Origin of the sequence: Flammeovirga yaeyamensis (assembly GCF_018736045.1) — a bacterium.
GTDB classification, from domain to species: Bacteria; Bacteroidota; Bacteroidia; order Cytophagales; family Flammeovirgaceae; genus Flammeovirga; species Flammeovirga yaeyamensis.
The window spans coordinates 3,811,487-3,823,662 of record NZ_CP076132.1 but is presented as its reverse complement, the minus strand read 5'-3'; the positions used below and the strand labels follow the sequence as shown (position 1 = coordinate 3,823,662).

The window sequence follows — 12,176 nt, the reverse complement described above, 5'->3', positions numbered from 1 at the left end:
AATTTTTTCAGTTCTTTTTTACAATAAAAATGCCTTTTGAAAATTTATGACAGATTGACATAAGGAAGCATTAAAGCTGTCTCATTTTGTTGTAACAAATGCTGAAACTTTGTTAGATTATTTGTCTTTAATTTGATTTCAATATCCAACTTCTCGAAAGTAGGAAGATAATTGATATTGTCTTCTGATAAAGTGATGCCGTCCACACCATTTTGTTTGATCAATGCTGAAATCTGATCAGCTTCTTTTTGGTCGAAGATTTTAGAAGGAACTGACAAACTGATGCATTTTTCTTTTTCATGTGCCGTGTTAGAGAGTTGTAAAAATTCAATCTTACACCATTGAATATTACTTCTAAAAGCACTCATATTTAAATGTACACCAATATCAAAAGCGCCTTGTTTGATGGCTTGTTCCAGTTCAAAAAGTTTTACTTGAGTTAGAGAAGATCCTTCTTCACCACCGATAGTGGTATAAATTAGAGTGTCATCATTTTCTAAATCTCTTGCGGCTTTTTTTACCCAATAAGGAGAAACATGAATCCCCCTTAAAGGGAAAGTGTGCCCCATTTCTATTAACTGAAGCACACTTTCTTCATCATCACTCAAATGCTTTGCATCCGCTATGATGTTTTCCCAACGCATTACTTTAATTGTTTTAAGTAAAGTTGAATAGTATTTTCAAGACCGTAGTATAAAGCATCGCAAACCAATGCATGTCCAATAGATACTTCATCTAGACCTTCGATATTTTGATGGAAATAAGCCAAATTGTCTAAATCCAAATCATGTCCAGCATTTAAACCCAAACCAAGTTCAACCGCTTTCTTTGCTGCTTCTTGATAAGGTGCAATGGCTTTTTCCTTATCGTTATGGAAGTTTGCCGCATAAGGTTCTGTATATAACTCTACTCTGTCAGCACCACATGCAGCAGCGCCTTCAACCATTTTAGGATCAGGATCTACAAAAATAGAAACACGAATACCTTTGGCTTTTAAGTCGGCAGTTACTTTTGTCAAGAACTCTTTATGTGTAATGGTATCCCAACCTGCATTAGAAGTAATGGCGTCGTCGGCATCAGGAACCAAAGTGGCTTGTTCTGGGACAACATCAAGTACTAGCTCCATAAAGCGAGGCTCAGGATTTCCTTCAATATTATATTCCGTTGTTACTACATTCTTAAGGTCGTACGTATCTTTTCTTGTAATGTGTCTTTCGTCTGGTCTAGGGTGAATAGTAATTCCTTCAGCACCAAATCTTTCCGCATCTTTTGCTACTTGTTCCAAGTTAGGGTTGTTGCCTCCTCTAGCGTTTCTAATAGTGGCAATCTTATTTACATTTACACTTAAGCGTGTCATAATTTTCCTCTTTTTATTATTGATAACACAAAAGTATGCAATAGTTCTTTGTTGATCTCAAATTTTTGATTTTTTCATGCATGAAAATTAAATAAATCTAGTTTTTGATATCACAATGCATATTATTCATTGAAGTCAATAGGAATTTTTAATGATTTATGTATATTCATAGCAAACGTAACATAAGTTGTTATTTTTGTGTCAAAATAAGATTAAGACAAAAAATAAACGTAATAGAAAATGAGCTTAAAAGACAAAATTCAAGACGCTATGAAGGCGGCAATGAAGGCAAAAGACAAGGCCACATTGGGTACTTTAAAACAACTAAAAGCAAAAATACAACTTGCAGAAACTGCAGAGGGAGTAGGTACTGTTTTAACTGAAGAGCAAGAGTTGAAACTATTAATGAAAGAGGCAAAACAAAGAAGAGAATCTGCCGATACCTACAAATCGGGTGGAAGAGAAGATTTGGCTGAAGTAGAATTGGCTGAATTGAAAGTGATAGAATCGTATTTGCCACAACAAATGTCAGAGGAAGAAGTAGAGGCGGCTGTAAAAGAATTAGTAGCAGCAGTAGGTGCCACTTCGCCGAAAGATATGGGTAAAGTAATGGGAGCGGCAAACAAAAAGTTTGCAGGTGTAGCTGATATGAAAGTAGTTTCTGCTAAAGTGAAAGCAGCTTTATCATAACTTTGATATTTAACCAATTCAGGTTTAAAATATATCTTGTATAATTCGTAAAACTAAAGCATAAAAAAGTGGAGCAAAATTTAGGTTTTTTGACTTCATACATAAGAGTAACCGATATTTTTTTACTCGGCACGATTGTTTATGGAGCCTATAAAGGTTTTAGAAGGGGATTTTTATTAGAAATTATTTCGACAGTGGTATTCATCATTGGTGCTTCTCTGATATTTTTTGGAGTGGCAGGAGCTTTTTCTTCATCAAAATCTTACTTTGAGACACCAAAATCAACAGTGTTTTTTGCTTATGTTGTGCTTTTCTTCGGTGGAACTATGGCCCTTAACTTATTAGGGAAGTGGTTACAGAACAAAATCGATTATTCTGTACTGGACGACTTGGACAATGTCGCCGCTTTATTATTAGGTGGTTTTAAGTATGCCTTGTCATTATCAGTAATCTTGGGTTTGTTTAATTCTGCGGGATTAGGATTACCAAAAGATGTCACGGAAGATTCTGTAGTTTATCCTAAATTGTTAGACTTAAATGATTGGGTTTTAGATGCAGGAGGTACCATAATGCCAAGCATGAAACGGTACAGTAAAGAAATTCACGAATTATTTGAACAAAATTTATAAAAAAAGGGAGGGATAATGCTTCCCTTTTTTATTTTTGCATGGCTTTTCTCGGAAAGCTATTTATTGTATGTTTCCATTAATCACCAACGATGATTTTATTATTAGATAATTTCGATTCATTTACTTACAACCTTGTAGATTATTTTACACAATTAGGTAAAAAAGTAGAAGTTGTAAGAAATGATACTCCTTTGGATGAAATTACTCCTTATAAATATGAGGCGGTGGTACTTTCTCCAGGTCCAGAGACCCCAGATAAAGCGGGGAATATGATGGAGGTGATTAAACATTACCATAAAACACACCCAATTTTGGGTATTTGTTTGGGGCATCAAGCAATAGGGGAGTTTTTTGGAGGGCAAGTGCATAAAGCACTAAAGCCCATGCACGGGAAAATGTCTAGAATAAGCTGTGATACATCGACTGTAGTATTTGATAGAATACCTGAAGAACTTACTGTAGTGAGGTATCACTCTTTAATTTTAGATCACTTACCTGAGGAAGTTGAAGTGATCGCACAATCCCAGCAAAATGAAGTAATGGCGATTCAACATAAGCACTTACCCATCTATGGTGTTCAGTTTCACCCAGAAGCGATTTTAACCGAATTCGGACTAGACATTTTGAAAAATTGGATAAGTTCTTGGTAGAAAATTACCTTTTTTTATCATTTTTCCTAAATTGTCCAAAAAAGACCTATTAAAGTACATAAGATTATTCTAAATCTATGCTTATATTTATAGTGAATAATTTTGATACTTAAATCGGTTATTCTTTGCCTTAGAAATATTTCTTTATAGCTCAACTATGACATCATCTTTTCAAGGCACTTTGAAATTGAAAAAAATAAAGCACTCAAATAACTTTTATGGCGAGGCTAAAGCATATTGTTAAACAATTATCAGAAAAAGATTATGAGTCTATCAGAACTAGTCTGGTAGATAGTAATGCTGATAAGTCAGCATATTTACTTTCTTCGATGAGGGAGAAAAAAGCATCCGATCAACAGATAATGAATGAGTTGGATGTGAATACTAACGCTTACTATACTTTGCGATCTCGTCTTAATCAAAAGATTGAGGATTACTTACTTCAACAAATGGAAAGTCCAAGGGCTGATTTGTTAAAGAAAGTAGCCAATATTCATGAGATGGTTTTTACGAAGAAGCGAGCAATCTCAATAGTTACTTTAAAGAAGTTGGAGAAGGAATTACTAGATTATGATTTATCCAACGAATTAACGGTTGTATACAAAGCATTAAAACGCCTTCATATCAACTCCCCAGATTTCTTTAATTATTCTCAGTTATACAATAAGCATGTTGCGTACATGTTAGCTGTTGATAAGATAGAAGATATCTTAGCCGATTACTTTAAAAAGTTTGGAGTGTACGCTTTTACAGGTGATGAGGCAGATAAAATGGGTTTGGATCTCTTACATCAAGAGATAAAGAATACTTGTAAGCTTTATGAGTCGCACAGACCTTTTGTGTACCAAAGCTGTATGAGCATCTTTCACCGTTTATTTATCGAAGATGAGCGACAGGTGGCTATTAATGCCGTTAATCATGTAGATGAGGAAGAACCAATAGAAGATATTTTCCATAAGATCGATCAAATTTTTGATCAATACCATATGGATTCTATTTACTACCATATGAATAATGTATTCCAATTCCTGAAATTAGAATACTATACTCACTATGGCGTATTCAGAAAGGCAAGTAAATATTTTGATGCAGTAAATGAAGATGTACAAGCCTTATTAATGCATAGTGGTCAGTATACTTTCCCATCACAATTCCTTCAAACAAAGATGCAACGTGCTTTGCAAACAGAAACTCAAGGAGAACTGTTTGAGCAAAACAAGATTACGTTTGATGATTTTGAACCAGACATAAATGATATACCGAACTATGTTTCTTATATCGTTTACAGAGCCATATCAGCTTATTACTCTGGAGAATTTGATGAGGCAGCAAGATTCTTAAATAACTTATTGAACGAAATAAGCTTGAAGAAATACCCTCATGCATTCTTAGAGGTGAAATGTTTACTCGCATTACAATATGTGTGTATTCGTGATTTTGAATTGTTTAATCAGTTAGCCAATAGCATACAAAGACAAATCCGTTTGATGGGTAAGGAAAGTTGTCCTTCGATTACATTGTTCCTTAAGATGCTAAAAACAGGAATGTCAGAAGCAAAAAGAGATAAAATGTCTAAAGTATCGAACATTATTACTCGATATACACAGATAAAGTCACCATATATATTTGCTCCAACACGAACCATCCGAATGGATGATCGATTTATTCGATTGGTGAGCGGGGAAATGGAATATTAAGATTTCTCAAATAGAAAAAAATGGTTGTTCATTTAAATATGGACAACCATTTTTATTTTATATGACATATAAAAAATGTCATCTAGATTACTAAAAAAAGAAAGAGGTTATCACATTAAATTATGTAATAACCTCTTTTTATAGAATACTATTATGTCTACACCTCTAGTCCACTCAAATTCTTTTGAGTAAGAGGTTTATTGACATATTTCTTTACATAACTGTAGTTTTGAGATCTACTGATATCTTGAGGGTTGATAGAAGATGTAAGCATTATAATCTTACATTTTTCTTTTGTTTTTTCTTCCAATTGATTGAAGAGGTCTAGAAACTGGAAACCATCCATTAGAGGCATATCAATATCCAAGAATATTAATTCGGGCAAAATTTGATCAGCTACATCACCAAGCTTTTCGATATTACGCAAAAACTCAATAGCACTTTTTGCACCTGAATGTATAAATATGTTATCGCTAATTTTTGAAGCCTCAATCATTTTCTGATTAATAAGATTGTCAATCTCATTATCGTCAATCAACATAACTGAGTAATATTTTTTTTGAGCCATCTGGTAAAAGTAAAGCTATAGGGAATAAGAGTTAATGAAACATGTTTACCTACTTGTATGAGCAAGCAAATACTTGCTATTCAGCATTTAATCTTTAATCAATATAACTAAACACTCTCGAACAACAAAGGATTTGTCAATAAAATAACTAGATGTATATTGATTTTGATGTAAGGTTGAATTACAAAGTTGGAAAAATAAAGCGTACAATCAACGATTGAATTTGTATTCTACGTTTAATTGTACGCTTTTATGTAGTCTAGAGGTCAAATTTAATACCTTGAGCTAGTGGTAACACTTTACCATAGTTGACAGTATTTGTTTGTCTTCTCATGTAAGCTTTCCAAGCATCTGATCCCGACTCTCTGCCGCCACCAGTTTCTTTTTCACCACCAAAGGCTCCTCCAATCTCAGCTCCCGAGGTACCGATGTTTACATTGGCAATACCACAGTCAGAACCTGCTGCACTCAAAAAGGCTTCTGATTCCAGTAAGTGATTGGTAAACACTGCAGAAGATAACCCTTGTTTAACATTATTCTGGATGGAAATAGCATTTTCAATTTCCCCAGAGTATTTAATTAAATAAAGGATAGGAGCGAATGTTTCTTCTTGTACGATCTCAAAATCGTTTGAAGCCTCTACGATAGCAGGGTGAACATAATTGTTCGAAAGGCCATCTTGTGTATAAGATGTACCGCCAATTAAAAGATTTCCTCCTTCAGCTTTCGCTTTCTCAATTGCATTTTTGAAAGCAGTTACCGAGTCTTCATCAATTAGCGGCCCAACTAACTTTGTCTCATCTAAAGGGTGTCCAATAGATAATGACGGATATATTTTTAATAAACGTTCTTTTACTTGATCATAAACCGCCTCATGTACAATCAAACGACGAGTAGAAGTACACCTCTGACCACATGTTCCTACTGCACCAAATACAGTAGCACGAATAGCCATTTCTATGTTAGCATTCTCTGTGATGATTAAAGCATTATTTCCGCCTAGTTCTAAAAGTGATTTACCCAAACGAGCACCTACTGCAGCACCTACTTTCTTACCCATTCTTGTCGACCCTGTAGCCGAAACAAGCGGGAAGCGTGAATCGTGCGACATAGAAGCACCAATTTCTGCATCACCAATAATGTAGCTAAATAAACCTTCTGGGAGGTCGTTGTTTTTTAGCACATCTTGTAGGATGTGTTGACAAGCAATTGCCGTAAGAGGTGTTTTCTCCGAAGGTTTCCAGATACAAACATTACCACCGATAGCCGCAATCATTGAGTTCCATGACCAAACGGCAACAGGGAAGTTGAAAGCAGAAATAATTCCTACTAACCCAAGCGGATGCCATTGCTCGAACATTCTGTGGTCTTGTCTTTCAGACTTCATTTCTAAACCATACAATTGTCTAGATTGTCCAACAGCAAAATCGCAGATATCGATCATTTCTTGCACCTCACCAAGTCCTTCTTGATAGATCTTACCCATTTCATAGGTAACGAGCTTACCTAGAGGCTCTTTGTATTTTCTTAATTCTTCTCCGATCTGACGAACAATCTCTCCACGTTTTGGCGCCGGTAAAACTTTCCAGCTTTCAAATGCAGATTGAGCAGTTTGAACGATGTGTTCCAAATCTGATTGATCGGCCATTTCAACCTCAGCAATCAATTGTCCGTCGGTAGGTGAATAGATCTTACGAGTCTCTCTTTTTGAATTTAACTCGGCAAAAACTCTACCTGTAGAAAAGGCAGGGTTACGTTTTTCAATTCCTAATTCTTTTAAAAAATCAAGAGTGATGTTCATGGTGTTATAGTTATGTATGTGTTTATAACATGAGATAGGGTGATGTGTACCTCTATCTTCTGTTTATATGCTTGCTGTAAAGTTGTATAAAAAAAGTGAGACTTGCGGGAAATCTCACTAATTTTTATCAAAAAGCTATTTGATGCAGGATAGAAGGGATTTATTTCTTCCCTAAAATTCTAACTAGTTCATCATTAAATACGCTTTGATGAAGTCATTTAAATCTCCATCCAATACTTTTTGTACATCTGTTTTCTCAACAGCTGTTCTAATATCTTTTACTAATTTATAGGGATGCATGGTATAGTTTCTAATCTGAGAACCGAAGTCCACACGTTTCTTAGAACTTTCCACTTTTGCTCTTTCCGCATTTCTCTTTTCTACTTCTTGTTGATATAATCTCGATTTCAACATTTTGATTGCCTTCTCCTTGTTTTGCAATTGAGAACGCTCTTGCTGACATTCAACGATAATACCAGAAGTATGTCGTAAACGAACGGCAGTTTCTACCTTGTTTACGTTTTGTCCACCAGCACCACCAGAACGAAATGTTTCCCAAGTGATATCGGCAGGGTTGACTTCAATAGAAATCGAATCATCTACGATGGGGTAGACGAATACAGAACCGAAAGTAGTGTGTCTTTTTCCACTTGAATCAAACGGACTTAAACGAACCATACGGTGTACGCCAATTTCGGATTTAAGGTAACCGTAAGCGAAATCTCCATCAAATTCTAAAGTAGCTTGTTTCATACCAACAACTTCTCCTTCGTGGATATTTACAGTTTTTACTTTGTAACCATTCGATTCTCCCCACATTTTATACATACGGAAAAGCATTTCTACCCAATCATTCGATTCGGTACCACCAGCTCCAGAGTTGATTTCCATAATAGCAGAAAGACCATCTTCTTCAGCATCCAGCATTTTCTTTACTTCCAAAGCTTCAATAGCTTCCTCAGTTTTTAAACCTTCAGCATCCAACTCTTCTTGGTCGACATCTCCAGCTTCGAAAAACTCAAATAAGGTTTCCAAATCTTCTGTCATACCCTTGATTTCTTCGAATTTAACGACCCAAGATTTCAAGCCTTTAATTTCTTTCAATACGACCTCAGCTGCCTTTGGATCGTCCCAAAAACCTGCGGCAGTTGTCACCTTTTCCTTCTCCTCTATTTCTGATTTTTTATTCTCAATATCAAGATATCTCTCCAAGTCGTTGACTCTCCCGATAAGTTCTTTAAGCTGCGCTGAATTCATATTTTATATATAAAACTGCCGGTGGGCAAGTGTATTTGTCATTTAAAAAATCAAATATAGGAGATTTTTTTTAGGAGGTAAACAACATTTTGATGTCGAATTGAAGGAAAAGTTCCTCTGTTTAGAAAATTTTAAGAGATTTTTTTTATCAAAAAGCCTCTAATGTGTGTCGGGAATAATGAATGCCAACGCTAAATTTATAAATTTGCCGTTATGAACTTGAAAAACGGAAGATATTTAACCTCAATTTTACTTGCATTGTCACTTTGCTCTTGTGATAAAATTAAAGGTGCATTCGAAAAAGCGGTAGAGGAAGAGAACATAAAAAGTACACGTGTAGCTTTGGCTAAGGTAAACGACAAAGTTTTATACGATACGGAATTAGGTAATCTTTTTACTGAACGAATGTCCTCTAAAGATTCACTGAATATTAAAGAGAGATATGTGAATACTTGGGTGCGAAAAACCATTATGTTGGAAAGAGCACAAACCAAGGTAGATGTAGAAAAATTAGACCTTAACAGAAGGTTAGAGGAGTATAAATATCAGTTGATCATGCACGAGTATGAAAGACAATTTATTGCTCAAAACTTGGACACATTGGTAACACAGGATCAGATCAAAAAGCATTACAATTCTAATTCTGATGATTTTATTCTGAAAACCAATATCGTTAGAGGAATCTTTCTTCGTTATCCCAACAACGCACCTGATTTAAAGAAGGTGAAAAAGTTGATGATGTCGAAAAAAGAAGGAGATAAAGATAAATTAAAGTCTTCTGCTTTGGCCTATGCGGATTTTGTACATTTGGAAGATTCGGTTTGGTTGGATCTTGATGAACTACTTTTTGGTACTCCATTTATGAAATCTCAAGCCGAAGTAACAAAATTGTTGAAAAGAGACAATTTTTGGGAGGTATCGGACGAAAATAATACGTACTTTTACAAAATTGAAGATTATAAAATCGTCGATCAGGTTCCACCTTTACAGTTCGTAGAACCACAGGTGAAAAATGTAATTCTTGGAAGAAGAAAACTTCAGTTAAGGGCAGAGTTGGAAAACGAGTTGTTTGATGAAGCTACTAAGAATCAGGAATACGAAATTTATTTTAAAGAAGAACGCTAAACACATTAAGAAATTTATATTTCTAACTAAGTACTAAACTACTTAAAGAAGTAAGTGATCAAAAATATGAATATCAAATTATCAACTATATTAGGAGGGATTTTAACGTTGATCTCCATAGCCTCTTTTGCACAAACAGACGCTGTTCCAGTAGATAAGATCATCGCTAAAGTGGATAATAACATCATTCTATTATCTGAAGTAGAAGCAGGTTACCAACAAATGTTGAGTAGTGGTGAGTATCCTAAAGACAAACAAGCAGCCAAGTGTCAGGTTTTAAAAAACCTTATTGTAAACAAGATCATGTATGCAAAGGCACAAATTGACTCTGTAGAGGTAGATAATGCTCGTGTAGCTGAAGAATTAGAAAGACGTATGCAATACTTTATTCTTCAGGCGGGATCTCAAGAGAAATTAGAAAAAACTTTGGGTGCATCGGTGAACGATTTGAGAGACGACTTGAGAGATCAGGTGAAAGAACAAATGACGGTTCAGACTATGCAACAACAAATTATCTCGGATGTGTCAATTACACCTAAACAGGTGAAGAAATACTTCGAGTCGATTCCAAAAGACAGTATTCCTTTTTTAGCGGCAGAAGTAAAAGTGGGACAGATTGTACGTAACCCTAAAGTTTCTGAGTCGGAAAAAGAAAAAGCAAGACAGCAGTTATTGGATATCAAAAAGAGAATTGAAGCAGGAGAAGATTTTGGCGTTTTAGCGAAACAGTATTCTCAGGATTACGGTTCTGCTAGAAAAGGTGGTGACTTAGGATGGCACGGTAGAGGTGAACTTGTACCAGAATTCGAAGAAATTGCCTTGACGATCGATCCGAATGAAATTGCTGATCCTGTAGAATCTGATTTCGGTTTCCACTTGATTCAATTATTGGAAAGAAGAGGTGGCCGATTCAGAGCGAGACACATTTTGATTCGTCCAAAATCAAATTACCAAGATGTAAAAGACGCTGTGTCTTTCTTGGATAGTATTAGAACATTAATTGCAGAATCGGATACTTTAGGATTCGAAAAAGCAGTAAACTTATATTCAGACGATCAACCAACAAGATCAAATGCTGGTTACTTTAAAAACCAAGTAACAGGATCGTCTTACATGGCAACGGATGAATTGGATCCGGTAGTATTCTTCGCTATTGATACAATGAGCGTTGGAAATACTTCTAAGCCTTTAAAGTATAGAACAGAAGATGGTCAGCAAGCGGTACGTATTATTTACTACTCAGAATACAAACCTCCGCATTACGCTAACTTGAAAGATGATTATCAAAAATTACAGCAAGCTACGCTGAATTCTCAGAAAAATCAGATTTTAGAGAAATGGATTAAATCGGCTAAAAACGATGTTTTCATCGAAATTGATCCAGAGTTTGATGCTTGTGATGTTTTAGATGGCATCTAATTAAAACGTGTAAAGTCCTGAAATAACGATACAGGTTTTTACTAAATTTATTTTAAATATAAGACTCAATAATTTAAAAGTTATTGGGTCTTTTTTTCGCCTAACATATTTCCACCATTAAAGGTTTCTAAAATTTGTTATGTTGCTTTTACCTTTACCTTTTGGTAAGTTCTTCTTCTTTTTCCTCTTGTTTTATGCATTTGAATTGGTGTTTTCATATAGCATGACATATGAGGTCGCACTAAGTTATAAGTTTTTATACATTCTTTTAAGTATGCTTCAAAGACTATTTCATAATTAACATATTTACTCAGATTAAAATCATGCTTTATGGTTCTGTTGATGCGTTCTGCAATAGCATTTTTATATGGATCATAAGTCTCAGTCATACTCGTTATAATTTTTGCTTTTCTAAGCAATTTCTGATAAGCTTTGCTGCAATACTGTACACCTCTATCTGAGTGATGAATTAACTTTTCCCCCTTATACTCACGTTGTTTTATTGCCATTTTTAATGCCCTAATTGCACCTTGCTTATCTAACGACCTAGATAAGTCATATCCCATAATTTTTTTAGAATAAGCATCCGTAATTAAAGCTAAATACCAAGGGTTATCTCTTGTGCCAACATATGTAATATCAGCTACCATGACTTGTTCAGGCCTAGTAATTTCTAAGCCATCAACCAAATCTGGATAAGTTTTGAATCTATGATCTGAGTCTGTTGTTACATGATATGCTCTCTTAGGTTTTATATCTAAGTGATTGGCTTTCAAAATCTGCAGCAATTTATCTCGTCCTACACCCAGAGATTTCAAATCAGAGTACAGTAGAGTGTACAACATTCTATGACCACTGTTGGGTAACTTTATTCTAACGTTTTCTACGAGTGATACTACTTGCTCAGAAATTTTCAGATCTTTTTCTTTTCGCTTAATAGAGCGGTAATACACTTGACGGTCTTTCCCAAGTAATTGACTTGA

11 protein-coding genes and 1 pseudogene are annotated in these 12,176 nt (G+C 35.0%); 6 read left to right on the top strand and 6 right to left on the bottom strand.

Going from position 1 to position 12,176, the window contains the following annotated elements; genetic code table 11:
• Positions 1-44: 44 nt before the first annotated feature.
• Positions 45-644 (bottom strand): beta/alpha barrel domain-containing protein, encoded by a 600-nt coding sequence (locus KMW28_RS15060; RefSeq protein WP_169662560.1) that lies wholly within the window; start codon positions 642-644, stop codon positions 45-47.
• The gene (locus tag KMW28_RS15055) at positions 644-1,357 is read right to left on the bottom strand and encodes a pyridoxine 5'-phosphate synthase (RefSeq protein ID WP_169662559.1); all 714 of its coding nucleotides are present in this window, start codon (positions 1,355-1,357) and stop codon (positions 644-646) included. Before KMW28_RS15055 ends, KMW28_RS15060 begins: the two co-directional genes overlap by 1 nt.
• Before the next feature lie 240 nt (positions 1,358-1,597).
• Between KMW28_RS15055 and KMW28_RS15050 the strand changes: the two genes are divergently transcribed.
• The 4 genes from KMW28_RS15050 (at position 1,598) to KMW28_RS15035 (ending at position 5,023) form a co-directional block, all read left to right on the top strand.
• A complete protein-coding gene (locus KMW28_RS15050) occupies positions 1,598-2,047 on the top strand; it encodes a GatB/YqeY domain-containing protein (RefSeq protein ID WP_066205194.1) in 450 nt (149 codons plus the stop codon).
• An 89-nt stretch (positions 2,048-2,136) separates the two neighbouring features.
• Entirely contained in the window at positions 2,137-2,676 is a 540-nt protein-coding gene (locus KMW28_RS15045) for a CvpA family protein (protein WP_169662558.1), read from the top strand.
• Positions 2,677-2,765: 89 nt separating this feature from the next.
• Positions 2,766-3,326, top strand: coding sequence for an anthranilate synthase component II (locus KMW28_RS15040; RefSeq protein WP_169662557.1), 561 nt, complete (start codon positions 2,766-2,768; stop codon positions 3,324-3,326).
• Positions 3,327-3,544: 218 nt separating this feature from the next.
• A complete protein-coding gene (locus tag KMW28_RS15035; RefSeq protein WP_169662556.1) occupies positions 3,545-5,023 on the top strand; it encodes a hypothetical protein in 1,479 nt (492 codons plus the stop codon).
• Positions 5,024-5,180: 157 nt separating this feature from the next.
• Here KMW28_RS15035 and KMW28_RS15030 read toward each other — a convergent pair whose 3' ends face one another.
• The 3 genes from KMW28_RS15030 to prfB all read right to left on the bottom strand — a co-directional run bounded on the left by KMW28_RS15030 (position 5,181) and on the right by prfB (position 8,649).
• Complete coding sequence (locus KMW28_RS15030; RefSeq protein ID WP_066205201.1) at positions 5,181-5,591, bottom strand: response regulator; 411 nt, start codon at positions 5,589-5,591, stop codon at positions 5,181-5,183.
• 259 nt (positions 5,592-5,850) lie between these two features.
• The gene (amaB, locus tag KMW28_RS15025; protein ID WP_169662555.1) at positions 5,851-7,392 is read right to left on the bottom strand and encodes an L-piperidine-6-carboxylate dehydrogenase; all 1,542 of its coding nucleotides are present in this window, start codon (positions 7,390-7,392) and stop codon (positions 5,851-5,853) included.
• Positions 7,393-7,575: 183 nt separating this feature from the next.
• The gene (prfB, locus tag KMW28_RS15020) at positions 7,576-8,649 is read right to left on the bottom strand and encodes a peptide chain release factor 2 (RefSeq protein ID WP_066205206.1); all 1,074 of its coding nucleotides are present in this window, start codon (positions 8,647-8,649) and stop codon (positions 7,576-7,578) included.
• Between the two features lie 213 nt (positions 8,650-8,862).
• On the opposite strand from prfB, the gene KMW28_RS15015 reads away from it, so the two are divergent.
• Both KMW28_RS15015 and KMW28_RS15010 read left to right on the top strand, forming a co-directional pair.
• The gene (locus KMW28_RS15015) at positions 8,863-9,774 is read left to right on the top strand and encodes a hypothetical protein (RefSeq protein WP_169662554.1); all 912 of its coding nucleotides are present in this window, start codon (positions 8,863-8,865) and stop codon (positions 9,772-9,774) included.
• Positions 9,775-9,840: 66 nt separating this feature from the next.
• Complete coding sequence (locus KMW28_RS15010; protein WP_066205211.1) at positions 9,841-11,193, top strand: peptidylprolyl isomerase; 1,353 nt, start codon at positions 9,841-9,843, stop codon at positions 11,191-11,193.
• 137 nt (positions 11,194-11,330) lie between these two features.
• Here KMW28_RS15010 and KMW28_RS15005 read toward each other — a convergent pair.
• Positions 11,331-12,176 (bottom strand): annotated as a pseudogene (locus tag KMW28_RS15005) (IS3 family transposase); the annotation flags it as partial.

What these genes read in the sequence shown, in the direction of transcription:
- KMW28_RS15015 (WP_169662554.1), top strand. Translation starts at nt 8,863, where the DNA reads ATGAACTTGAAAAACGGAAGATATTTAACCTCAATTTTACTTGCATTG.
- KMW28_RS15035 (WP_169662556.1), top strand. Translation starts at nt 3,545, where the DNA reads ATGGCGAGGCTAAAGCATATTGTTAAACAATTATCAGAAAAAGATTAT.
- KMW28_RS15050 (WP_066205194.1), top strand. Translation starts at nt 1,598, where the DNA reads ATGAGCTTAAAAGACAAAATTCAAGACGCTATGAAGGCGGCAATGAAG.
- amaB (WP_169662555.1), bottom strand. Translation starts at nt 7,392, where the DNA reads ATGAACATCACTCTTGATTTTTTAAAAGAATTAGGAATTGAAAAACGT.
- prfB (WP_066205206.1), bottom strand. Translation starts at nt 8,649, where the DNA reads ATGAATTCAGCGCAGCTTAAAGAACTTATCGGGAGAGTCAACGACTTG.
- KMW28_RS15060 (WP_169662560.1), bottom strand. Translation starts at nt 644, where the DNA reads ATGCGTTGGGAAAACATCATAGCGGATGCAAAGCATTTGAGTGATGAT.
- KMW28_RS15055 (WP_169662559.1), bottom strand. Translation starts at nt 1,357, where the DNA reads ATGACACGCTTAAGTGTAAATGTAAATAAGATTGCCACTATTAGAAAC.
- KMW28_RS15040 (WP_169662557.1), top strand. Translation starts at nt 2,766, where the DNA reads ATGATTTTATTATTAGATAATTTCGATTCATTTACTTACAACCTTGTA.
- KMW28_RS15010 (WP_066205211.1), top strand. Translation starts at nt 9,841, where the DNA reads ATGAATATCAAATTATCAACTATATTAGGAGGGATTTTAACGTTGATC.
- KMW28_RS15030 (WP_066205201.1), bottom strand. Translation starts at nt 5,591, where the DNA reads ATGGCTCAAAAAAAATATTACTCAGTTATGTTGATTGACGATAATGAG.